Source organism: Streptococcus sp. 596553, from assembly GCF_900411395.1.
In the GTDB taxonomy this organism is placed as follows: Bacteria; Bacillota; Bacilli; order Lactobacillales; family Streptococcaceae; genus Streptococcus; species Streptococcus mitis_BA.
This window is the reverse complement of record NZ_OXCQ01000004.1, coordinates 1-23,647: the sequence shown is the minus strand read 5'-3', so window position 1 is coordinate 23,647 and position 23,647 is coordinate 1. Positions and strand designations below refer to the sequence as shown.

21 protein-coding genes and 2 pseudogenes are annotated in these 23,647 nt (G+C 32.8%); 6 read left to right on the top strand and 17 right to left on the bottom strand.

What is annotated here, in order from left to right:
- Nucleotides 1-22 precede the first annotated feature (22 nt).
- Nucleotides 23-601 carry a DUF3278 domain-containing protein gene (locus DSY56_RS05400; protein ID WP_112444324.1) on the top strand — a complete coding sequence of 193 codons (579 nt, stop codon included), beginning with the start codon at nt 23-25 and terminating at the stop codon, nt 599-601.
- A complete protein-coding gene (locus DSY56_RS05395; protein WP_112444322.1) occupies nt 598-1,074 on the top strand; it encodes a glutathione peroxidase in 477 nt (158 codons plus the stop codon). The genes DSY56_RS05400 and DSY56_RS05395 overlap by 4 nt, the downstream gene beginning before the upstream one ends.
- Nucleotides 1,075-1,556: 482 nt before the next feature.
- Here DSY56_RS05395 and DSY56_RS05390 read toward each other — a convergent pair whose 3' ends face one another.
- From DSY56_RS05390 to DSY56_RS05365, 6 genes are all read right to left on the bottom strand, one after another.
- Nucleotides 1,557-2,966 carry a peptide MFS transporter gene (locus tag DSY56_RS05390; protein WP_373455505.1) on the bottom strand — a complete coding sequence of 470 codons (1,410 nt, stop codon included), beginning with the start codon at nt 2,964-2,966 and terminating at the stop codon, nt 1,557-1,559.
- 437 nt (nt 2,967-3,403) lie between these two features.
- Entirely contained in the window at nt 3,404-5,617 is a 2,214-nt protein-coding gene (locus DSY56_RS05385) for a glycoside hydrolase family 31 protein (RefSeq protein WP_112444320.1), read from the bottom strand.
- On the bottom strand, nt 5,614-6,258 hold the full coding sequence (locus DSY56_RS05380) for a DUF624 domain-containing protein (RefSeq protein ID WP_112444318.1): 645 nt from the start codon (nt 6,256-6,258) through the stop codon (nt 5,614-5,616). The genes DSY56_RS05385 and DSY56_RS05380 overlap by 4 nt, the downstream gene beginning before the upstream one ends.
- 204 nt (nt 6,259-6,462) lie before the next feature.
- A complete protein-coding gene (locus tag DSY56_RS05375; RefSeq protein WP_112444316.1) occupies nt 6,463-8,028 on the bottom strand; it encodes an extracellular solute-binding protein in 1,566 nt (521 codons plus the stop codon).
- Nucleotides 8,029-8,037: 9 nt separating this feature from the next.
- Nucleotides 8,038-8,934 (bottom strand): carbohydrate ABC transporter permease, encoded by an 897-nt coding sequence (locus DSY56_RS05370; protein ID WP_000870790.1) that lies wholly within the window; start codon nt 8,932-8,934, stop codon nt 8,038-8,040.
- A 17-nt stretch (nt 8,935-8,951) separates the two neighbouring features.
- Entirely contained in the window at nt 8,952-9,869 is a 918-nt protein-coding gene (locus tag DSY56_RS05365; RefSeq protein WP_000861540.1) for an ABC transporter permease, read from the bottom strand.
- A gap of 202 nt (nt 9,870-10,071) precedes the next feature.
- Between DSY56_RS05365 and DSY56_RS05360 the strand changes: the two genes are divergently transcribed.
- The 3 genes and pseudogenes from DSY56_RS05360 to DSY56_RS12345 form a co-directional block, all read left to right on the top strand.
- Nucleotides 10,072-11,742, top strand: a complete 1,671-nt coding sequence (locus tag DSY56_RS05360) for a sensor histidine kinase (RefSeq protein WP_112444314.1) — start codon at nt 10,072-10,074, stop codon at nt 11,740-11,742.
- The gene (locus tag DSY56_RS05355) at nt 11,723-13,261 is read left to right on the top strand and encodes a response regulator transcription factor (RefSeq protein WP_112444312.1); all 1,539 of its coding nucleotides are present in this window, start codon (nt 11,723-11,725) and stop codon (nt 13,259-13,261) included. Before DSY56_RS05360 ends, DSY56_RS05355 begins: the two co-directional genes overlap by 20 nt.
- Nucleotides 13,262-13,582: 321 nt before the next feature.
- Nucleotides 13,583-13,706, top strand: a pseudogene (locus DSY56_RS12345) (site-specific integrase); the annotation flags it as partial.
- A 20-nt stretch (nt 13,707-13,726) separates the two neighbouring features.
- Here the strand turns inward: DSY56_RS12345 and DSY56_RS12665 are convergent.
- The 11 genes and pseudogenes from DSY56_RS12665 to DSY56_RS05300 form a co-directional block, all read right to left on the bottom strand.
- Nucleotides 13,727-13,866 (bottom strand): annotated as a pseudogene (locus DSY56_RS12665) (AAA family ATPase); the annotation flags it as partial.
- A 58-nt stretch (nt 13,867-13,924) separates the two neighbouring features.
- Nucleotides 13,925-14,686, bottom strand: coding sequence for a type II toxin-antitoxin system toxin PezT (gene pezT, locus DSY56_RS05345; protein ID WP_112444310.1), 762 nt, complete (start codon nt 14,684-14,686; stop codon nt 13,925-13,927).
- A complete protein-coding gene (gene pezA / locus DSY56_RS05340; RefSeq protein WP_025171938.1) occupies nt 14,686-15,162 on the bottom strand; it encodes a type II toxin-antitoxin system antitoxin PezA in 477 nt (158 codons plus the stop codon). The genes pezT and pezA overlap by 1 nt, the downstream gene beginning before the upstream one ends.
- 395 nt (nt 15,163-15,557) lie before the next feature.
- Nucleotides 15,558-15,734 carry a hypothetical protein gene (locus DSY56_RS05330; protein ID WP_000050754.1) on the bottom strand — a complete coding sequence of 59 codons (177 nt, stop codon included), beginning with the start codon at nt 15,732-15,734 and terminating at the stop codon, nt 15,558-15,560.
- A 164-nt stretch (nt 15,735-15,898) separates the two neighbouring features.
- The gene (locus tag DSY56_RS12340; RefSeq protein ID WP_164226511.1) at nt 15,899-16,303 is read right to left on the bottom strand and encodes an SIS domain-containing protein; all 405 of its coding nucleotides are present in this window, start codon (nt 16,301-16,303) and stop codon (nt 15,899-15,901) included.
- Between the two features lie 2 nt (nt 16,304-16,305).
- Nucleotides 16,306-16,659, bottom strand: coding sequence for a MurR/RpiR family transcriptional regulator (locus tag DSY56_RS12335; protein WP_234990555.1), 354 nt, complete (start codon nt 16,657-16,659; stop codon nt 16,306-16,308).
- Between the two features lie 383 nt (nt 16,660-17,042).
- On the bottom strand, nt 17,043-18,728 hold the full coding sequence (locus DSY56_RS05320) for a glycoside hydrolase family 13 protein (protein WP_112444308.1): 1,686 nt from the start codon (nt 18,726-18,728) through the stop codon (nt 17,043-17,045).
- Nucleotides 18,728-19,144, bottom strand: coding sequence for a PTS sugar transporter subunit IIA (locus tag DSY56_RS05315; RefSeq protein ID WP_112444306.1), 417 nt, complete (start codon nt 19,142-19,144; stop codon nt 18,728-18,730). Before DSY56_RS05315 ends, DSY56_RS05320 begins: the two co-directional genes overlap by 1 nt.
- An 11-nt stretch (nt 19,145-19,155) precedes the next feature.
- Nucleotides 19,156-19,968, bottom strand: coding sequence for a PTS system mannose/fructose/sorbose family transporter subunit IID (locus tag DSY56_RS05310; protein WP_001000716.1), 813 nt, complete (start codon nt 19,966-19,968; stop codon nt 19,156-19,158).
- Nucleotides 19,961-20,761, bottom strand: coding sequence for a PTS mannose/fructose/sorbose/N-acetylgalactosamine transporter subunit IIC (locus DSY56_RS05305; protein WP_112444304.1), 801 nt, complete (start codon nt 20,759-20,761; stop codon nt 19,961-19,963). The genes DSY56_RS05310 and DSY56_RS05305 overlap by 8 nt, the downstream gene beginning before the upstream one ends.
- A gap of 11 nt (nt 20,762-20,772) precedes the next feature.
- A complete protein-coding gene (locus DSY56_RS05300) occupies nt 20,773-21,249 on the bottom strand; it encodes a PTS system mannose/fructose/N-acetylgalactosamine-transporter subunit IIB (RefSeq protein ID WP_112444302.1) in 477 nt (158 codons plus the stop codon).
- An 813-nt stretch (nt 21,250-22,062) separates the two neighbouring features.
- On the opposite strand from DSY56_RS05300, the gene DSY56_RS05295 reads away from it, so the two are divergent.
- Nucleotides 22,063-23,271, top strand: coding sequence for an ATP-binding protein (locus DSY56_RS05295; protein ID WP_112444299.1), 1,209 nt, complete (start codon nt 22,063-22,065; stop codon nt 23,269-23,271).
- Nucleotides 23,272-23,647: the final 376 nt, after the last annotated feature.

The following is a 23,647-nucleotide window of genomic DNA, read 5'->3' as shown; positions in this document are numbered from 1 at the left end:
ACTCATTTAGGAGGTTACTAGCATGAAAAAAGATGACTTAACCACTCGCCTACTTCGAAATCTCTTTCATATCCAAGGCCCTTTTGATGAATGCAGACAAGAAATTATCTACAAGGCTTGTGCCCGTTCCATGGTCCAAATCGTTTATTCTTCCTTCTTTCTCTTCTTGTTTTATCTATTATTTGGACGCTTCATAGAGGTGGTTCGCTATGCCATGCCCTACATTTACTCTGGACTCATTTTTTTCATTACTTTAAAAACTCAAAGAGCCGTCAAAGAACTCCATCTTGAAAAAGATGACAAGTCAGAAATCATCCTCAAAACCTACAGCAAAGCCCAAATCAAATTTCGAAGCTGGGTTGTGTTTATCGGTCTTCAGATTGGCCTCTTTACCCTACTCCTCTTTCATAAGGTCTTCGTTCAGCAGATGTCCCTTTCAGATTTTGTGAAATTGCTCATGCAATTCGACAAAAGTGTTCCTTTCCTAATGTATGGCCTGATTATCGGCAGCATTTTTGGAACCCTAACCTACGGATTTCTATCACTACAGGAGGAGAAAACTCCTAAAAATACCAAACAGAAGGAGAAAAGCAAGCAATGACTTCACTATACGATTTTTCAGTCTTGAACCAAGACCATCAAGAAACTCCACTAAATACCTATCGTGGGAAAGTTCTCTTGGTTGTCAACACTGCTACTGGATGTGGTTTAACGCCCCAGTACCAAGGACTCCAAGAACTCTATGATCGCTATCAAGAACAAGGTTTTGAGATTTTAGACTTCCCTTGCAATCAGTTTATGGGACAAGCACCAGGCAGCGCAGAGGAAATCAACGCCTTCTGTAGCCTACATTATCAAACCACTTTCCCACGTTTTGCCAAAATCAAGGTCAACGGCAAGGAGGCAGACCCTCTCTATGTTTGGTTAAAAGAGCAAAAATCTGGCCCACTAGGAAAACGAATCGAATGGAATTTCGCTAAATTTCTCATCGGTCGTGATGGGCAGGTCTTTGAACGCTTCTCTTCAAAAACAGACCCAAAACAAATTGAAGAGGCCATACAAACCCTACTATAATTCACAATCTCACTATGATTAGGTTTCCTTTAACCTAATGAATAGTGGGATTTTTTGATTGGCTTTAACTTATTCTTCGAAAATCTCTTCAAACCGCGTCAACGTCGCCTTACCATATATAGTGGTCTGAATCTGGAAGAGTACAACTTAGCTTTTAAAACATTGTTAGAAATTAGTTTGACTTTCCTAACAGATTTGTTAGGTTTTTATTTCATTTTACTATATATGTGACTGACTTCGTCAGTCTTATCTACAACCTCAAAACAGTGTTTTGAGCAACCTGCGGCTAGTTTCCTAGTTTACTCTTTGATTTTCATTGAGTATTAAATAGAAAAAGTGTACGATTGTCTACTAGGAATATCAAAAACATCATGAGTTTTAATCAAACTAAAAGGACCTAGCCCTATACAATACAGAACTAAATCCTTTGAATGAATAATTGCTCTAACTTTTAGAATTCTTACAGAAATTCCAGTTTTTCTCTATTTGATACCAGACATTAGTTTTTCAATACGTGGAACGTAGAAGAGTAAGATAATACCGAATACAATCGTAATTCCTCCAACAATTCCATAGTAAGCCACTTCAGTTTCGCTTGTATAAAATTTTACAATTTGAGCATTGATAGCTTGGGCAGCAGCGTTACTCAAGAACCAGATAGACATCATTTGTGCTTGGAAGGATTTTGGTGCTAGCTTAGTAGTGACTGATAGACCAATAGGCGAAATCAACATCTCCCCCACAATCACAATAGCCCAACTCATAATCAACCAGAAAGGACTGACCTTAACATCTGTCCCAAAGAGCATCCCTGGTAACATCATCCACAAGAAGGATAAACCTGCTGCTAATAAACCGTAAGCAAATTTCTTAGAAGAGGACGGTTGCTTTTTACCCATTTTCCCCCACAACCATGCAAAAATCGGCACATAAATCATAATGAAAAGTGGATTGATACTTTGGAAAAAGCTAGATGGGAAATGAATCTGATTCCCAAATACATTAAAGTAAAGTCGAGTTTGATCATCCGCAAATAGAGCGAGAACAACAGACCCCTGCTCCTCAATAGACCAGAAGAGTACTCCAGCGATAAATAAAGGAATGTAGGCAAATACTCGGGATCTCTCAGTAGCAGTTATTTTCTGACTAGATAAAATTTTGAAGAAATAGTAGATTGGAATGATTACCGCAATCACTGTAAAGATATTAACAATCATATCCACGTTAAATTGGTGAGTAAAGACTAAGCCTATAATCACCAGAATAACCATGACAAGTGTAAGTAGCAAGCGTTTAATCAAGGTCTGCTGGTCCTTCTGTGAAAGTGGATCAGTGGGGTAAAGACTTGATTCAGGAAGATATTTCTTCCCATCTAAAACATACTTCACCAGACCAAAGAACATCCCAATGGCAGCTAATGAGAAACCTAGATGGAAATTGACTTCCTGACCTAGATAACCTACTAAATAAGGGGCAACGAAGGCACCTAAGTTAATACCAAAGACAAAGATACTAAAACCTGCATCCCGTCTATCATCCTCTTTCTCATAAATTCCCCCAACCATATCTGAGATATTGGGTTTTAAAAATCCAGTTCCAAAGATAATCAAGGCAATAGAAAGATAGAGAGCCACTTGTCCAAAAGGTGTTGCCAAAGCAATATGCCCTAGCATAATCAGAATCCCACCGTAAAAGACAGTCTTACGGCTTCCTAAAATACGGTCACTGACAAAACCACCGACAACCGAGGACAAAAATACCAGTGAGCCATAAATCGCCATAACCGATGCAGCCGTGGTCTTATCCATCCCCAACCCACCATCTTGCACACTATAGTACATATAGTAAAGTAGGATAGCTCGCATCCCATAGTAAGAAAAGCGTTCCCACATCTCTGTAAAGAAGAGGGTGGACAAGCCCATAGGATGTCCAAAAAATGTTTTCTGTTTTTCCATATATACTCTCCTTAAAAATATAATAACTTATTTTACAGAATTTTCAAACGAATGTCAAACAAATTATGTTTATTTTAGAAAATTTTCTGAAAAAATCACACGTCTCATACTTAATTCCACCATAAAAATCCATTTCAGACTAACTTCCACTTCGATCAGGCAAGTGGAAGTTACTTTGAAAAATCACCTTTAAAAATTTGCTCTTGTTTAGTTTAAAAATGTTTCAAACCTTGAAACATACTTATCCTTTCCTCTTCAGTAAACAAAAAACATCCCTATGCCAAACTTGTAATTACTAAAATACAAGTCAATAAGCATAGAGATGTAAAACTATTACACATTAAATAATAGAAATTGTGTACGAAATTTCTCAATTAGTTTTGGCTAGTAAATATCATTTCCAACAAACGTCCTCTCAATTCCTTATTCTGATGATGCAAGATATTCATTAAGTCATGAGAATTTTTGGCATTGATGAATTGATTTAACAATCTATCTTTTAATTCATATGGAAGAGAAGCCGTCTTTAGTAGTCTAAAAACTTCATCATTTAGAGATGGCATTTTATTTTCTTTGCATTCAAATCTAGCTGTATCATTCTTATTTGGCCATTCAATTATAGACACATTCGTTCCTTTAAAATGAATTCTATGTCTTCTATTACTTGGAACGATACTAGGATCTCCTTGTAATGCTAACTCTACCATTCCCTTTTCCCAATCAATCGATAATCTTGTTTTATATCTTTGACCATTTTGATCTTCAATCATTTCAAAAGAATGTTGTTTGCCTGGGAATACATACCAATCTACAACTTCAGGTAAATCAACACCCATATCTATCTCAGAACCAACCAAGGGAATGATTGCACCACTTTTAGCAAACACAGGTATAGTCGAAATGTCCCTATAAACACTTAATTTCACACCACCTGTATATTTTTTCTCTGAAAAGAAGTCATACCATTCACCTTCAGGGAACCATACATCCACTTTTGCAGATTGGAATGCCAAATCCATCTTTTCTACAATGGGAGCCACCATCAGTTCTGTTCCAAAAAAGTATTGATTTGGAACATTATAGCTCTCATCATTCTCTGGGTAGAAATAATAGATTGGGCTGATTAAAGGGGCACCTTCCTCATGTGTCTTTACATTCATGGTATATAGATATGGAATCATCTGATGTCTCAAACGAAGGTATTTCTTCATAATCTTAGATGTTGTTTCTGAAAAAAACCAAGGTTCTTTACTATTAAAGGGACTTCTTGAACTATGTAATCGAGTTATAGGACTAAAAACGCCAAACTGTAGCCATCTAGTTTGTAGCTCTTCGTCATAATCCCCCAACATATGTCCACCAATATCATGGCTCCACCAACTATAACCGATATTAGATGCTGTCGCTGTAAAATAAGGTTGAAATCTTAAGGAATTCCAACTAATAATAGTATCCCCTGAAAAACCAACAGGGTATCGGTGACTTCCAGGACCTGCATACCTTGATAAAATCAAGCCACCTTCTTCATTTTTACAACTATCCTGATAGTGATAATGGTTTAAAAGCCACAGTGGATCCAACATGCCTTGAGTCCCTTGTTGCCAGTCAATCCACCAAAAATCTACTCCCTGCTTTTCTAGCTTATAATGAACATCTTTAAAGTAGGCTTCCCTAAAAGAGGGATTAAAAAAATCAAAAATAGCAGGTTCTTCTAGTTCTACATTTAACCCCAATCGTTTGGCAACTCGAGGATAAGCTTCTTCATAAGCCCGTATACCATCAGCAGGATGGACATTTAAGGAGAGTTTTAACTTTCTATCATGAAGTTGTTGCAATAACTGTTCTGGATTAGGTATTAAGTTTCTATTCCAACTATATCCTGTCCACCCACTTCCAAAACGGGCTGGAATTTCAGTTATATGCCAATCCATATCTAACACACCGATAGATAATGGAATTCTCTCTGTTTCAAATCTGTCTATTAAATCCAAGTATTCATCCGACGTATAAGGCCAATACCTACTCCACCAATTACCTAAAGCGTATCTTGGCAACAAGGGGGTTGAACCAGTCAAATGGTAAAAGTCTCTGATTGCTCCTCTATAATCATGCCCATAGGCAAAGAAATACAGGTCAATTTGATTTTCTCTCTCAATATAACCAGACTGTTCATCCCAAATAAATCCTTGAGAATCATCCAATAAGGCTATACCATTTCGGCTAATAATTCCATCTTCTAACAAGATTGCTCCATCTGCCTCATCCAGAGTCCGAGCTGTTCCTTTTAACGTTTCAATAGATTCACCAAAATACCAGCGACTACCATATACGGCAAAATTTCCTTTTAATTCTATAAATAAATTTTCGGCGTTAAATTCTCCTTTATTAAAGTGCAGATGAAAATAGTCCGTCATAATATCTAGTACATTTGATGTCTCGATATAATCTAACGAAACTTGGCCAAAATCTCTATTATAGATAAGTTGTGTCGTTCTATCCTCAAAACTTCCAGTTTGAGAGTATTCTAGCCTTACTAGCTTGTCTGTTAATACAGAGATTCGATAAAACTCTCCCTTAAAAATTTTCAATTTGTTTTCCTCCTTTTAGTAAATTGCTTTACTTTATCAAACATTTTATTCGTTATCATTACATTCATCAATCCGCAAAAAGCAAATCCCCCAAATGTAAATACGTAAATAGCTGTTAAAACTCGTTCTGGACTACTAAAACTCATATACAGTACAGAAATATTAAATAAAACCAACATGATAGCTTGTATTGGATTTAACATACAAATTAATACGCTATTTACAATACTATTTTTTAGATTATCTTTAAATAGACCAATATAGGGAAAAATAACACTCATCAAAAGTATTATAACAAATAAAAAGGGCAACACTAACAATAAACTATACTCTGAAAATAAACTTGAATAGCCCCAAAGACAATAGTTCACATATAAAAGTAATTCTATTAGGAGGATAAACAACCAAATAAAAGTTGACTGTTTAAAATTTTGTCTAAAGATCCGAAAATAATGATAAGCAATATCGGTATCTTTACCTTTTAAAATACGATACCACATTGTCGTAAGAGAAGTTAGTGATGCCCCAATTGTAACTATTGGAATACAACTAACAATAAATAGAGTATTTAAAATAATTAAATCTGTCAAAAAAGTTAAAATTCTAACCACTTTTCCATCTAATGAAAATAATTTTTGCATAATATATTCTCCATAAAATCAATCGTCTTAACTCTATATTTTAGAATGTCAGTTGCACAAAAATATTACCTAAATTATTTAAAAAACATTTCCAAATTTCTTTAAAAATTAGAATAAAGGAAGCGAGATAATTTGATGTTATCAGTCTCGCTTCCTGTAATTAGCTAGTCCCTTGTTTATACAACCAAGAGTTCATATAAAGTATTACTCTTTGACTTCTTTTTGGTAACGATTATATGCTTCCTGTTGAATCTTCATAAATTCGTCCAATCCCATATTCTTAAGAGTTTCTTTGTATGAGTCCCATTCTTTTTCTATGCCGCCTTCAACTACCCATTTAGATGCTTGTTGTTTGACATAAGATTCAATACTCACATAGATTGATGATAATTTGTTAAGTTCTTCTTGTGAATAAATCACATTAGGGTAAGCTGGCAACGCAAATTGTTTCAAATCTTGGTCCATCTTCAATTTCAATCCATCACCTTGTGTTTGATCGATTTCTACGCGACTATTGATATCATCGCTTACGTATTTAGGACCAAAATCTCGAAGTGAATTAATCCATGCCCATTCATCAGCTGATTTACCATCTTTAGGAGGTAACACTTTAAACTTATCACCATTCTTTTCAGTAGCTATTCCAAATGATCCATAGAAATTCTGAATACTTGCTTCATCTGTATATAATTTATCCAACCATTTCAATAATTTAGCAGGATTTTTACTCTTATTTGTAATCAAAATTTCATTTCGACCATAGTTGTAATGATCTGGATCAGAAAAGACATATTGTTTACCATCCATACCTTTTAAAGCAGGTAGAGCAATATATTCACTTGAATGTAAGCCAAACGTTGCATCTGCTGTCCAACCACTAGAAACACCTACTCTAGATACTCCCTTATCCATACGTTTTGCTACACTCATAGAGGTATCTTCTGTAAAGATTTCCGGATCAATCAAACCTTTTTTATAAGCTTCATGCATTGCTGCAATCCCTTGTTTATAACTTTCTTCTGTACGAAGGTAGACTGGTTTTCCATCTTTTACAGACATTTCATATGTATTATCTGCACCTAAACGATTATTGAACGGAAGAATATATGAGAATGTTGGATCAAAGTTTCCTGCTCCGAATGGAATTTCATCAGAAGCGTCTCCATTTCCGTTCGCATCTTTATCCTTAAATTCTTGTAGTACTTTTACTAAATCATCATAAGTTTCTGGAACCTTTAATCCTAAATTATCCAGCCACTTTTTATTAATAAATAGCTGATTAGCTACAGTAGGACGCATCGGTAATTTTTTAGGTAGACTGTAGATATGACCATCTGGTGAAGTAATCATAGCTTTAATCTTAGGTTCTTTCTCCATAGCCTTAGTTAAATTTGGCATGTTTTCTTTGATTAAATCTTCCAATGGAATAAATAAAGATTGGTTCTGAGCAATTTCTGAATCTGTAAAAGCATTTGAACCTAAAAATGCATCTGGTAAATCTCCACTAGCAACCAACACAGATTTCTTATCTGCCCAATCTGCGGCTACAAGTGTATCCCATTTAACATCGATGCCTGATTCTTTGGCAGAATCTGTTAGAAAACCTTTATGATAATCTTCTCCCCAGTCAGACCAACGAACAGTTGTGATTTTATAAGAATCTTCTCCAGACTTATCATCCTTATTCGCATTATTGGAATTTGCACAAGCTGTTAAGCCAGCAAGTGTAACTGTTCCTAAGAACAAATATGTAAATGATTTATGTTTCATGTTTTTCTCCTATTCTTTCAAGGCGCCAATCATTACGCCTTGATTAAAATATTTTTGAACAAAGGGATATAGCAACATTATCGGAGCGGTTGAAATAACAATTGCTGCATATTTCATCATATCGGCTTTGATACGAAGATCTGATGCAACTTCTCCTGTTGCTTGCGATTGTAACATTTGATTACTAATTAGTAAACGTCGTAAAATTAATTGCAATGGTTGTAAATTTTCATTCGTTAAATAAATTAAAGCATTAAACCACGAATTCCAAATACCAACTGCAGTCCAAAGTCCAATAACTGCTATAATAGCTTTTGATAAAGGAACGACTATCTTAATAAAATAACGAATTGTACCACATCCATCAATTTGCGCAGCCTCCCACATCCCGTCTGGAATACTATTATTAAAGAAAGTTCTAGCAACAATAATATTGTATGATGAAACCGCAAAAGGTATTACCATTACCCAAAATGTATCAATCAAGCCTACATTCTTTACTGTTAAGTAGGTAGGAATCAAGCCACCTGATACAAACATAGGGATTATGTATAGAATACTCATCCACTTTCTACCAACTAATTCTTTTCTAGATAAAGCATAACCAGCTGGAATATTGACTACTAAAGCAACTAAGGTACCAACAACAGTATATAAAATGGTATTTAAATAGCTACGCAAAAATAAAGGTTGTTGAATAAGACGTAAATATCCATCTAATTTCCATTCTCTAGGAATAAACCATACCTTCCCATTTGCAACATCTGAAGGATTACTAAAAGATGCAATCACTACAAACCATAACGGATAAACAATTAACAGGATAAGGAAAATTGCTAAACCATAGGTAACTATATCAAATAATAATTCAGAGTTTGTTTTTCTTGATTTATGAAACCATTTCACCTTGAGCACTCCTTCCTTTAAAAAAGACCCGTTCTAGTATATCTTTTCGAGAACCAGTTAACAGATAACAAAATTATTAGATTGACTACGGTGTTAAATAACCCTATAGCTGTCGAATAACTATACTGAAAGTTCACCATACCAACTTTATAAACATAGGTCGAAATTATCTCACTTCCTGCTAAATTAAGTGGATTCTGCAGTAGTAACACTTTCTCAAAACCTACACTTAATAAACTACCTGCTCTTAATATTAATAAAATCATAGCAGTCGGCAAAAGCAATGGTAATTCTATATGCCGAATTTTTTGTAACCTAGAGGCACCATCCATAGTTGCAGCCTCATAATATGTAGGATCAATTGCAGAAAGCGCCGCCAGATAAATAATACTATCCCAACCAATATGTTGCCATACATCACTCCAAACATAAACACCTGCAAAATGACTAGGTTTTGATAAAAAATCTGGAATAGTGATTCCAACAGACTTAAATACATTCGCTAACAAACCACTAGTAGGAGATAAAAATAAGATGATCATCCCACACATAACCATTGTAGAGATAAAATGAGGTAAGTAAGTTGTCACTTGAAATATTTTTCTAAATTTCCCAACTCTTAACTGATTACTAATGATAGCTAGTATAATAGGTAAGGGGAATCCTACTACAATACTATAAAGTGAAATTTTTAATGTATTGAACATAGTTGTCCCGAATTGGAATGATGAGAAAAATTGAGTAAAGTACTTAAATCCTACCCACTGACTAGCAAAGATACCATTGGCTGGTGAATAGTCTTTAAATGCAATAATTAGTCCCAACATGGGAATATAGGAAAATAAAATTAATAGCAATATTGAAGGAAAAAGTAATATATATAACGGAATACTATGCTTTAATTTTATTTTATGAAGTTGAGATGCTACTTTCATGTTTTTCCTCCCATCTGATTTTCTACGATTATTTTACACCATATAGAATTCTCTTAATAGAACTTTTTGGACTAGGTTTATCAATTTTTCAGTTTTTTAATTTTAAAAACTATTACTTTTCCGACATCTTGAAAAAACATATCTGTTTTGTTACATGATATCGTATTTTCAAAGTGCTATAATTTTAAGAGGGGAATAGTATATGAAATTAAATCACGACTTATCAAAAAAACATTCCATTCATTTTTTCTTTAAACTCCTACTTGTACTACTATTGATAAATATTTTAATCAATATTGCTATGAGTAACATAACCAGAAATTTTATTAAAAACCAAAATATAGTACACCTACGTAGTTCAATTGAAATTTATGCTGATTCTGTTAATGAGAAATTGCATTCTGTAAAACGCTTTATGTACTCAACAATAACACATAATGAATCTTTAGAGAACTTAAATCATGTACAAACGTTTCTTGAGTATCAAGAAAATCTTAAAAAAGTTCAAACTAGCTTTATAGAGTTTGAATATCAAAATGAAACTCATATGACGTTCTTATTAGAAACCGATAGTACTGATCATTTTATAAATGTCTCCAATCTTTATATTCCATATGAAGATTATCTACTGTTAAAATCAAATCTAAAATCATTGCGTAGTGATATAAGTGACCGTAAATGGAAAAATGTAACTACTAAAAACAGCGAATACTTAGTTAAATCTGTTCATTACGAAGGAAAAATCATTTATGCCGTCATATCTTCAGAAGATATCCTAAAACCTCTAAGAAAACTTAATATTGGTAATAATGGTAAACTTTCCCTAAAAGAGCCTAACAATATACCCTCCGAAAACTACCTAATTCATGCTCAAAATGAAAAAACGCATTTACCTTTCGATATTTATGTTTTAGTCGATTATGCCGAAGTCTTTAGAAATATCACACTCTTAGAAGTATTTTTATCAGCTGTTCCTATCATTATCACCATTTTATCAATCATCATTATCCTGTATATTCGTCAATGGATGATTAAACCAATAACAAGACTCACTGAACGACTCTCTCAACTTGGGGACTCCATCCCCCCTTCTGAATTTTTTATATCTGAAGGTATACTAGAAATTGATAAGGCAAATGATAAACTTAATAAAGTAATATTTGACATGCAAGAATTAAAAATACGGGAATACCATTCACAACTAGAACTTAAGAAGATAGAACTTAATTATCTAAAGAATCAAATCCGTCCGCATTTCTACTTAAATATGTTATCAATGATTCATAGTATGCTTCAAACAAAAAACTACAAGGAAATTGAAGAATTAACTATCCTAACTTCAAATTATCTCCGTCATTTATTTATGGCTAATCAAGATTTTTCAGAACTTAAAGATGAAGTTCAGCATATTAAAGATTATTTAGAAATACAACGAATTCGATATGGAAATAGCATCTACTTTTCACTAAACTACAATGATGACCTACAAAATACTCTTGTCCCATCATTACTTTTACAAACATTTATTGAAAACACAATCAAACACGGTTTTTCATTTCAGGATTTATTTACAATTTTACTATCAATAAAAAAAGTAAAAACTGAGGACTCAGATTATATTCAGATTTGTATCGAAGATAATGGTCCAGGTTTCTCTGAAGAAATTTTATCAAAACTAAATCAGAAACAGTCTCTAATAACAGAAGATGGACATCATATCGGGATCACAAACACCATCGAACGTTTAAATCTTCTCTATCCTAATGACTATAGTATTGCATTTGAAAATAATGAAGAAGGTGGGGCTAAAATTCTTTTACTTATTCCATACAAGATTATAGACGGAGGTTATAATGAACATCTTATTAGTTGATGACGATCGTTTTATCATTGAAGCTTTACGAGAGAAAATAGATTGGGCTAAACTACACATTGACACTGTTTATGTTGCCTATAGCCTCACTCAAGCTCAAAATATTATTAGAGAGAATCCTATTGATCTCATGATAAGCGATATAGAAATGCCTCAAGGTAGTGGCCTCGAACTCTTATCGTGGATTAGAAATGAAAAATATGATATAAAAACAATTTTTTTAACCAATTACGCCGACTTCAACTATGCTCAAAAAGCAATTGAATTACAAAGCTTCGAATACTATCTAAAACCCATTAACTTCGAAAAATTAGAATTTATTATTCAAAAAGCCATTAGTAAAATTGAGAATCATAACTTAAACGGAAAAAATGATACACTTTTACAAATAGAAGATAACTTCTGGTATGATTACCTTAGAAAACCTCAAATTTCTCGCATTGATGAGCTAGAAAATATAGCAAGCAAACAAGATTTTATTCTTCAAAAACACCAGTATTTTTTTCTTGCAGTTTTAACAATCAATCTTAATGAAGAAGATTATTCTGCAGAAACTCCATCATGGACTTCTCAACTAAAAAGAGAACTTCAAAGAATTTCACAACCTTCTTATAAGCTGATAAGTCTATTCAAGATGGAAAGCCAGGTTGATCAATATGTTTGTCTCTTTAGAGTAGACTCATCCAAACGTAGTGACAAATTGGCATATGAGATTCATTCTCAAATTTCTAATAACTTTAGCAAATACTCAAACATTATATATAAGAGTTGCCATAAACTATCCGATATTTTATTTCATACCAAAGAACTCTACACTTATAATGAACAGTATGTTTCTTATTGGAATACTATTACATGTGTTCCACATAGTTTTCCAACTTCCTTTAAAACAGAAACTCTTTCAATTACTTTTTTAGATACCTTAAGTGAATACGAATTAAGAGAAAAAATTAATTCACTTGCTTATAATTCTCAAATTCCTACTTTCACACTACAACAAATTTTACTAGATTGGATTCAACAAATAGGAATATATCTAGATCAAAATGGAATCTCGGCACATAAATTATTCCAAAACAGCACTCATGATTTCTTATTCCAACGACGCTTTCATTCAATTGAATCTTTTCAGGATTACTTTGATTATTACTGGTCACATGCTAAGAAATTTGCAACAAACATTGAAAACCAAAAAAATAGTATTCAACGCATCGTCGAATACATAGATCATCACTACTATGAAGATATAAATCGTTCTATATTAGCAGATATGGTTTATCTCAGCGCAGATCATTTAGCTAGAATTTTTAAAAAAGAAACTGGAGAAACTCTTGTTAAATATATAACGGATAAACGCATTAATGCTGCTAAATCTCTCCTATCTCAAACAAATATCTCGATATCACAAGTATCTTGTCAAGTAGGGTATGATAATTATTCTTACTTTACTAAAATTTTTAAACAAAGGACTGGACTTTCTCCTGGAGATTACCGTAAAACTTATCAAAACAAAATGTAAGCAATCTAAATCATTGAAATGATAAGTAAAATTCAAGGTCTGTAGTAATTTTTGAAATTCTACAGTTTTTCCAAAGATAGCTCCATAAACTTATTTGAAATTGCTGATAAGGTAACTTCTTAAAAAGTCAGTTTGAGAAAAACAGCCAGTAAATATTTCTAGAATAAAACGTATACTATCAAAAAAACTTGATAGTATGCGTTTTATTATGGAAATATTTCCTTCATTTTCTCCTGAAATAGAGCTTTTGCTATCCTATTTTTCTCTATTTCTAATGATTTACTTCAACTTCTTATCTCTTGGGAAAAACAATAAAGATATGAACTAGCACATGCTACACCTCATAAACTGCGACATACAGGTACAAACTCAAATTTATGTCAATACTTCTAATGTAGTTCCTATGACAGTTGGAGATATTGCTTATCGCAATCTTAAAAAGTAATGGTGTGAATTTTACCCTATGGAAACATCTACCAAGTAATTTATATCTTCCAACTTTCCCTTATCAAACATTTGATACTAACATTGTATAAAGCAGTATTTACTTTATCAAAGTCATCAATCAATACAATATTTGTTCCCCTGGACAATAAATATTTAGCTTCTATAAAAAAACTATTACTGTCGATTCATCGAAATAAATTACCCCTGCATCACATATCAATTATCACCTAACTCCCTCAACCTTTCCTGTCCTATCTTCAACATCTCTTCTTCCACCGTGTTCCATTTTCCAAAGAGGCATTCTTGTAGAACTTCTGCTGCTGAGGTTTGATCTACTTGCGAATCATAAACACACGATTGATCTCTTTGATAAATTTGAATTTGTCTAAAAAGTTCTTCCTTTTCCAACTCCCGTAAGTTACCAACCAAATGTCCTACAATTCCATCATGGTGTGTTTTAGGAGTCGCTCTAGCTTGACTAGGATCTATAGCGTAGAGCTCCTCATAACGTATCAAAGTACTGAGATAGGACAATTCTGGCTTAGTCGCAATCAGTGCAAGTGAGACTTGATAGCCTCTAGCTGTCAATAATTGTGCTGTTTTACGAGGAACTTCGGTCGTTCTCAAGGTACCTTCGATTAATAAATGATAACCTTGTTTACTCAATTCATCTACAAGATATTCAACCATTTGGCCTGCAAATACTTTGGTATAATCCACACTATCTTTACCATACTTTTCCTGTAGACCAAGGTAGTTCGGATGAAAAGAGCGATAACTATCTCCATCAATGATAATAATATTTCCTTGAAATTCCCTTTGTTTAATACGATGAATCGTTGTCTTACCAGCACCACTCTGTCCACCAAGCAAAATAGCCTTAGGCTGAGATGAAGTTGTTTTTCCACGAGTTAAAGAACGAATGAGTCGATTAGAGGCTTTAATAAAGTCATCCTGGCTAAATTTATCTAATTTCATTAAGCCACCACTAGATGACTAGCTTGTTCTAGCACACGTTCAATGCCATCCAAATAGCCATTATATCGCTCTACATCCTCAAAAGTTGCAACAAGATAAATCTTCGTGTTAATCAAATCAGAAAGATCATCGCTCATTAGAACCCAAGGATTAGAACTATCATCAAATTTAATTCCTTGTTCATCTTGAAAACGATAAAGTTGCGCTAAGATATTTGCTCCTCTTTCCTTTATCAATTCTATTTTTAATGTTAACTGATAATCTTCTACTGGTGTGAGCATTTTTTCCTCCCCTACGATATCGATATAGGAAACATTAAATTTTTTGCAGATACGATCTACTAATTCTGTCGAAACTGAACTTGTCCCATTCTCATAACGACTCAGGCTATTTCGAGAGATGCCAATAATCTTTGCGAATTCAGGTTGGGTGAGATCATGTGTTTTACGTAATGTTTTTATATTTTCTCCAATCATGAGAGTCCTCCTTTTATTTATTTCTATTATAGCAAAAAAAATAGAAACGCACCATTTTTGGTGCGTTATAAAAAACTTTATTGCTGTATCGAAAGACTGAATCGGCATAAAAGCATTACCACTTTTTGAAATATTGACTTTTCTAAATTCACCTGCCCAATGATACATATCTTCAAACAAAAATTGATAAATTTTCAATATATCTTTCACACTATAAACTGGGATAGGATTGATAAATAATTTCAAACTCTTACTAGCAACCATACGATATTCAAGATCGCGTGCTTTTTGCTCATCTCGTTCTTCCTGCTTATTTCTTAGAACTGAAGAATCTGGATAGGTATATAAATTATTCGGATCAATATAGTCATAAGAATCATAACATTTACGCTTCATTAAGCCATCCCCAGAGCAAGAGCTTCATCTCGTAATTTTTCAACATCACTAACCGTAGGTCGCCATCCTTCAATCATATTTGTACTTAAAGCATACCAAACACTCTTAAAAACGGACCGATTTTCAAAAGCGACTCCCATGATTGTCATCTTTTCTTTATCTATATCTAAGGACATATACTACCTCCTTTAGTTACATTATACCATGTTTCTCTGTAATTTCTTTTTCATTTTTAACTAATGTACTGTAATCATTTTAGTCATTTTAAAAACGTTTTAAAATTTTTTAGGTTAATCATAATTTTATTTTAAGCTATAAAAAACATCAGGAATAATCAACTTTATTCAACTAACTTATTTACAAATTCTCTATATTTTCTTGCCAAAATCATTAATACAATATATAAGCAAGACATAGAGCGACTATCAAGGTCTGGATTTTCGTCTATTCTACTAATTTCATAAAACAATTGATACGTTGAATTATTCTTTAGAAAATTATCACTAAATTCCGTTATACCAATAATAGTAACTCCCTTTGCATTTAATTTATTTATAGTTGTTTGTATCCCTTTAGTATTTCCACTCAATGATGTAATTATCACTAAATCATCTTTATTCAAATTATCAGCTAACATGGAAAAATTCGTTTCCCCTGAAACAAGATAATTTGGACGATGATTTAAAAATAATTCATTTGACAACTCTTTCGTAAAATTGTTTTGAGTGAAACCAGTGGCGTACAATATTACTTGAGGAGCTTCATAAATTTTTTTAAAATGGGTAAAAAATCTAATTCTGTAGCAAATCGAAATGTTTTCTGTATATCCATTTGTAATTGAGATAACAAATCTATTTTATCTCCTGATTTTGTTTTATAGATTGAATCTTGAATTGAATACCTCATGTCTGTGAAACCTCTAAAACCAATCTTCTTCGCCAATCTCAAAACTGTGCTTTTTGAAGTTAATAAAAGTTCTCCTACTTCTACTATCGTTTTGGATACAATTAATTCTTTATGTTGAACAATGAACTGCAACATCTCCTTTTCACTCATTGTTAAACTATCATAGTTAACTTCAACATGCTGTTCAAAATTCATTTTTTCATCCTTTTTATTTACATCATTATTTTCAAAATCAATATTGTTAGTAAAAGTGCATATTCATTTGAAAATCCTATAAAACAATTTAATTCTATCATAAACAAACATATAATTAAAGATAAAACATTCTCACTTTAGATTATGTACAACAGAACTCATGCTTGATTGAACTAGTCTTCAATAAATAGATTAATAGAAGAGACAAATCAAAAAAACTCACAATATCAAGTTTAGAAAAATTTGATATCATACGTTCCTCGTGAATAGATTTTATAAATTCCCTATTACAATTAGGTTTTAATCTAGCATCTAATCTTAATACTATTAACTCTCACTACAACTGTCAAATAGATTCTATTCATCGTTTTACAAAAGCAACCTTATTGTTCTATTAAGAAAACTTGAGCTTCAAAAGGTTTCAATTCAAAAAATTTTGGAAGTTGTTTAAGTTCTGATTCATAATTTCCAATTAAATGTTTTACTTGACGACCAATCAGTTTCGATGGCACTTGCGAGGTAGTAGGTTTTTTAGAGAATGAACACACAATTAATAAAATTTGTTTATTATATTCCCGTACATAACTAAAAACATCACTATCTTCTTCGTTTATCAATTCATACTTCCCATGAATTATAATTGGGTAATCGCGCCTCAAGCTGATTAATTTTTGATAATAATAAAAAATTGAGTTTGAATCTTCAAGACAGGCTTCTGCATTTATAGAAGAATTGTCTGGAGAATACTGTATCCAAGGGTTTCCACTTGAAAAACCATATCCTTCTTCTTTATTTCCATTCCATGGGAACGGTGTTCTCGCATTATCTCTAGATTTTAAATAAATTGAATTATTTATATAAGATGAAGATTCACCATTTTCCTTCATAAGTTCATAAAAATATTTAGTCTCGATATCTTTGTAATTCTCTACAGAATCAAAATGAACATTCTTCATCCCCAACTCTTCACCTTGAAAAACATACGGAGTTCCCTTCATCATATGCAATAAGGTAGCTAACATCTTTGCTGACTGTACCCTAAATTCACCATCATCACCAAATCGAGTGACAGCTCTTGGTTGATCGTGATTACTCCAGTATAGTGAATTCCACCCTTTTTCTAACTTCAATTGCCACTCTGTTAAAACTGATTTTAAATCACTTACTTTAAAGCGTATATCTGAGAACTTACCATATCTACCATAATCCAAGTGCATGTGATCAAAATGAAACACCATATTCAATTCTTCATTTTCGGGCAGAGTATACTGCAAAGCTTGATCACTGTTTGTATTTGGAGCTTCACCAACTGTCATTACATTATATCGGCTTAGAACTTCCTGATTTAGTTCATGTAAAAACTCATGAACTCGTGGGCCATTTGAAGCTCCTACATAATAAGATTTAGTGTATGGAACTCCATCCGGTGCGTCAGGATAGTCCTGCCTTTTACTTATCAATGTAATGACATCCATCCTGAAACCATCAATTCCTAAATCAAACCATTTGGTCATCATTTTTTGAATTTCTTGACGTACCGTTGGATTTTCCCAATTTAAATCTGGTTGTTCCTTGGCAAAACAATGTAAATAATATTGATTTCGTTCTGGAACATACTCCCATGCAGATCCACCAAAAGTGGAACCCCAATTATTAGGTTCGCTACCATCTGGCTTAGGATCTTTCCAAATATAGTAATCAGAATATGGATTATTTTTATTTTTTCTAGATTCAATAAACCATGAATGCTTATCACTGGTATGATTCACAACCAAGTCAAGAATAATCTTTATTTCTAATTTATGAGCTTCTGCTAACAATTCTTGAAAATCTTCCATTGTCCCATAAATTGATAGGATTCTTTCATAATCACTGATATCGTATCCATTATCCACCAATGGTGATTCATAGATAGGATTAAGCCAAATAACATCAATTCCTAACTTATGGAGATACGGTAATTTTTCTTTTATTCCATTCAGGTCTCCTACACCATCTCCATTTGAATCCTTAAAACTTTGAGGATAAATTTGATAAACAACACTATTTTTCCACCAAGCATCTGCCATCACTCATCATCCTCATCAGTCACTTGATTATATATATCATTCACAAAAAGTAATTGATTCTTTGCTTCATCAATAGACTTTCTAATTAACTCTTCAGATAAATCTTCGCTTTCAATAGATAACAAAAGCGTCATAATAATTGGTAAATTCATCCCTGTTACAAGAAACAAATTTCTTTTGCTCATATACCTAATAAAAGTTTGATTCACCGATCCACCAAGCAAATCTGTAAAAATCAGAACTTTTTCGTCAACGGGATAACTTTCTAAAAGTTTTGAAATTTCGTCTTCAATTGGCTCATTATTAATATAGGCTGCAATTACATCAATTTTTCCAATAGATGGGATTAAGTACTCTATAGTATCCTTCATCCCAGTTGCAAGATGATGATGACTTGCAATAATAACTTTTGTCATATTTTCTCCTTTTAATTAACTGATAAAATGCCAAAGTAAGACAGAATTAAAGATAGAATAATAATTCCAAAAATAATTTGAATTACGGATAACTTCTTATTCGCTAACAATTTGTAAACTAAATAAGTCATCACTGCAGGTAATAGCGCTGGCATGATTTTATCAAGAATATCGTCTTGAATTACTAGCTTAACATCTCCTGTAGTAAATACTGTCGAAATCTTCATTTTAACTACAGATGGGATTAAAGCTCCAACAACCGTTAAACCCATGATTGAAGCAGATTCAGTAAAAATATTTAATTTTTCACCTAATCCGGTTATCAACTTCAAACCAGAATCATATCCGATATCAAATAATTTAAATCGGAAAAATAGGAAGAAAACATTCAAAACTAACCAAATTATTGCACCAATTGGATTCCCTTCTAATCCCATATATGCTGCAATTGAGCCCATGATTGTTGGATATAATACCCAAATTAAGGTATCACCTACACCAGCAAGTGGTCCCATCATACCAGTTTTAAAATTTTGTACCGTATCTAAAGATTCAACACCATCTTTTTCTTCCATTGCTATACTTGCACCTAATAAGATATTAGCCATCCAAGTAGTAGTATTAAAATACTTAAAATGATTATTCAATGACGCAACATATTCATCATCATTTGGATAGATTTTTCTTAAAACTTTATTTAATCCATAAACAACTGCTGGTCCCTGTTGATTCTCATAATTAAAAGTATTACATGCCATAAACATATATCTGAACGCGGCATTACGAATATCTTTTTTTGTTATTTTTTGTTGTACATCATTCATCAAAGTCATCTCCAAATTCTTCAGCTCCGGCAACTGTTGAAGAGACAACAGTTGATACATTTTTATTCATAGTGAAATAGTAATATGCAATGGCAAAACCAGCAAGAGAAATTCCTAAAATTGGTAAATTCAAATATGCTGCAAGGATAAAGCCAACAATAAGCATGCTTAAATATTTTTTAGTAGGCATCACCTGTAATAGAATCGCGATTCCGACAACAGGTAGGATACTACCTGCAATAGATAAACCATTAGTGAACCATTCTGGTACACTATTCAAAATTACATTTACAATTTTATCTCCAAAAATGACACAAAGAGCTGTCGGAATTGCTGTTGATAAACCAAAAATAACCGGTCCAATCCAAAAAATTCGATTCATCTTAGTAAACTTTTTCTCATTAGCTGCCTTCTGAGCTGCGTGGGTTACATATGTATTAAGTATTTTTGCTAAAACATCCAACTGAATCCCAAGCATTCCAACAGGAACTCCTACTGCTAAAGCTACAGCTTTTGCAGACTCTACATTACTTGTTGTTTTAATCGCAATAAAACCACCTACTAATGCTGCTAGTCCCCAGTTTGGTACTGATGAACCACCAATGTTTGCAACACCTAATGCCATCAATTGGAATGTTCCACCAATAATCATTGCTGTTTTCATATCTCCCATAATAATTCCAACAAATAATGAAACCATTATAGGAAACCAAGTACTTAGTACCAATCCTTGTTGATCTAGTACTACCCAAAACGACAATAAAATAATAAGTAAACCTTGAATCACTTCCATAGTATCATCTCCTATTTAATATACTTTTCTAAATTTTCCTCTGGATCAGAAGGAACAAAATGGAATGTTACCTCAACACCAAGTGTTTTTAATCTTTTCAAATCAGCAATTTCTTTTTCATTGACAGATACCATCTTCTTGACTGTTTTTTTTCCTTCACCATCAAACATTATTCCAACGTTAACTTTTGGTATCTTTACTCCACCTTCAACCAATGCCACCAATGTTTCAGGTTCTCGAACAATTAGTAAAACATTATGATTATCATACTTGCCATCTGCAAAATTTGTAATCGCAGTATCTGTATCAATAATTGACATTCCAGTTCCTGCAGGTTTACTCATCCTCATAGCAGCCTTTTGGACTTCGTCCTTACTTACTTCATTATCTACTACCATCAACCTTTTGGCCTTTGTAGCCCCCGCCCATTGTGTTACCACAATACCATGAATCATGCGTTGATCAATTCTCGCTAATACTACTGACATATAGCTTCTCCTTTTTTTAAGTTATGATAGAATTATAAAACACGAAAACGCTTAACACAAGATGTTATAAGCATTTCGGGAGATGTATTGAAAAGTTGGGATAAGTAGCAAATTAGTGAGAAATTTCCCGGCATAAGAAATTTATGTATCTGCTATCTTTTTCTTTCATTTGATTATTAGTATTCAAGATAAAATCGTCTAACAAACTATTTTATAAAATAATTTTAGTTAATCAAAAAAATTTAGGACATTTTTAAATCATAACACCCATCTAACGGGTGGTTTGCTTTGATTATTAGTATTCAAGATAAAATCGTCTAACAAACTATTTTATAAAATAATTTTAGTTAATCAAAAAAATTTAGGACATTTTTAAATCATAACACCCATCTAACGGGTGGTTTGCACCGAGGCTAGAAGCCCAAATTGCCAAAGGATGGAATAAAAGCCTTAGAGTTTTATTAAGGATAATTATAATCTTGATTTGGCTGATAGAACTAACCTCCAGGGGCATTTTCCCGAAATGAGAACATAATCATTTCTAATTTATATCCAATGGATATTGGTGGTTAACTTATCATAATCATAAAAAGTAGGCGAAAAATGCGAACTACTGTATCACAAAGTTGATGTAATAGTTTAACAACAAACGCACAGCTACTTCATGTCAGTTCAAATGATTTTATTATCGTCATTTTCTATTCTGAAGATATTATTTCTAGATATTTAAAAATAACAAAACAAATTCCATTTTATTTCCAAATATTTGAAAATAACGTCTATTTGTATTATACTATCTTTGAGGTATCTATTATGAACTATATTAAAAGACCACATTATTTAGACTTTTTAAGAAGACATCGTGACCGACAAATCATTAAGGTTGTGAGTGGAGTTAGACGAGCTGGTAAATCTGTGCTTTTTCAACTCTATAAAGAGGAGTTACTAGCAACTGGCGTAGACGAGGATCAGATTATATCCATCAATTTTGAGGATCTGAGTTATTATGACCTGCGACATTTTCAAACATTATTTACTTATATAAAAGAGCAGTTAGTTGAAGAGAAAACATACTATATCTTTTTAGATGAAATTCAACATGTTGAAAAATTTGAACTGGTAGCAGATAGTCTATTCATCTTGCCAAATGTTGACCTCTATTTGACTGGATCAAACGCTTACTTTATGAGTAGCCAATTAGCTACAAACTTGACTGGTCGGTATGTTGAGATAGAGGTCCTTCCTTTGTCATTTGAAGAATACCTATCAGGTCAATCTCTCTCAGAGAATCTGAATACAACAGAAATTTTTAACAATTATCTCTTTAGTGCTTTCCCTTACTTATTGCAAACATCATCTTACGCTGAAAAAATTGATTATCTAAGAGGAATATATAACTCAATACTGTTAAATGATATTGTCACTAGATTGGGAAATCCAAATCCTACTATTATTGAGCGCATTGTCCGAACCCTTCTCAGTAGTACAGGTAGCTTAATATCAACAAATAAGATTCGTAATACCCTAGTCAGCCAAAACGTTTCAATATCCCATAATACTTTAGAAAATTATTTGACGACTTTGACAGACAGTTTACTTTTTTATTCCGTCCCACGTTTTGATGTCAAAGGTCGAGCATTATTGCAACGCTTAGAAAAATATTATCCCGTTGATTTAGGTTTACGACACCTCTTATTGCCAGACCACAAAGAAGACATTGGGCATATCTTGGAAAATATGGTATATTTGGAATTGAGACGTAGATATTCACAAGTATATGTTGGTAATTTAGATAAATATGAGGTTGATTTTGTTGTTGTAACTGATCTTGGTCACTACGCTTATTATCAAGTCAGTGAAACAACACTTGCTCCTGAGACACTAGAAAGAGAACTTAGACCACTAGAATCCATTAAAGATCAATTTCCTAAATATCTATTAACAATGGATACGATTCAGCCAACAGCCAATTACAATGGTATTGAGAAGAAAAACATTATAGATTGGTTACTAGAAAAGTAGATAAATATAAATCATGTAGCTAACTAAATTTGCAACAGTCTGTTATCAATGATTCTACCCAAACCCTAATAATATATAGTAAATTTAGAACACATTATCTAATACAGACACTTGAAAGATAAAATGGAATCTTTAACTTCTGGAAGTACTATTATTACTCAAAATGATGAATCTCCATAGAATTAATGAAACTATAAATCAAACGGAACTATAATGAAAAAGAGACCAAGCAATCAAGCTTTAAAATCCGGCTCTATAATATTTGTAGTGGGTAAATCCCCTATAGATATTATGGAGCCTATTTTGTTGTAGAAAAAAAGTCCCATATGACCTATAATGAAAAGCGACAAAACAACTCATTAGAAAGAATCATATG

Bases quoted from the DNA above. Each gene is read 5' to 3' on its own strand.
- DSY56_RS12335 (WP_234990555.1), bottom strand. From the start codon at position 16,659: ATGAATTTTGAACAGCATGTTGAAGTTAACTATGATAGTTTAACAATG.
- DSY56_RS05300 (WP_112444302.1), bottom strand. From the start codon at position 21,249: ATGTCAGTAGTATTAGCGAGAATTGATCAACGCATGATTCATGGTATT.
- DSY56_RS05400 (WP_112444324.1), top strand. From the start codon at position 23: ATGAAAAAAGATGACTTAACCACTCGCCTACTTCGAAATCTCTTTCAT.
- DSY56_RS05295 (WP_112444299.1), top strand. From the start codon at position 22,063: ATGAACTATATTAAAAGACCACATTATTTAGACTTTTTAAGAAGACAT.
- DSY56_RS05310 (WP_001000716.1), bottom strand. From the start codon at position 19,968: ATGAATGATGTACAACAAAAAATAACAAAAAAAGATATTCGTAATGCC.
- DSY56_RS05305 (WP_112444304.1), bottom strand. From the start codon at position 20,761: ATGGAAGTGATTCAAGGTTTACTTATTATTTTATTGTCGTTTTGGGTA.
- DSY56_RS05395 (WP_112444322.1), top strand. From the start codon at position 598: ATGACTTCACTATACGATTTTTCAGTCTTGAACCAAGACCATCAAGAA.
- DSY56_RS05355 (WP_112444312.1), top strand. From the start codon at position 11,723: ATGAACATCTTATTAGTTGATGACGATCGTTTTATCATTGAAGCTTTA.
- DSY56_RS05320 (WP_112444308.1), bottom strand. From the start codon at position 18,728: ATGGCAGATGCTTGGTGGAAAAATAGTGTTGTTTATCAAATTTATCCT.
- DSY56_RS05390 (WP_373455505.1), bottom strand. From the start codon at position 2,966: ATGTGGGAACGCTTTTCTTACTATGGGATGCGAGCTATCCTACTTTAC.
- DSY56_RS05365 (WP_000861540.1), bottom strand. From the start codon at position 9,869: ATGAAAGTAGCATCTCAACTTCATAAAATAAAATTAAAGCATAGTATT.
- DSY56_RS05330 (WP_000050754.1), bottom strand. From the start codon at position 15,734: ATGTCCTTAGATATAGATAAAGAAAAGATGACAATCATGGGAGTCGCT.
- DSY56_RS05380 (WP_112444318.1), bottom strand. From the start codon at position 6,258: ATGCAAAAATTATTTTCATTAGATGGAAAAGTGGTTAGAATTTTAACT.
- pezA (WP_025171938.1), bottom strand. From the start codon at position 15,162: ATGATTGGAGAAAATATAAAAACATTACGTAAAACACATGATCTCACC.
- pezT (WP_112444310.1), bottom strand. From the start codon at position 14,686: ATGAAATTAGATAAATTTAGCCAGGATGACTTTATTAAAGCCTCTAAT.
- DSY56_RS05360 (WP_112444314.1), top strand. From the start codon at position 10,072: ATGAAATTAAATCACGACTTATCAAAAAAACATTCCATTCATTTTTTC.
- DSY56_RS05315 (WP_112444306.1), bottom strand. From the start codon at position 19,144: ATGACAAAAGTTATTATTGCAAGTCATCATCATCTTGCAACTGGGATG.
- DSY56_RS05375 (WP_112444316.1), bottom strand. From the start codon at position 8,028: ATGAAACATAAATCATTTACATATTTGTTCTTAGGAACAGTTACACTT.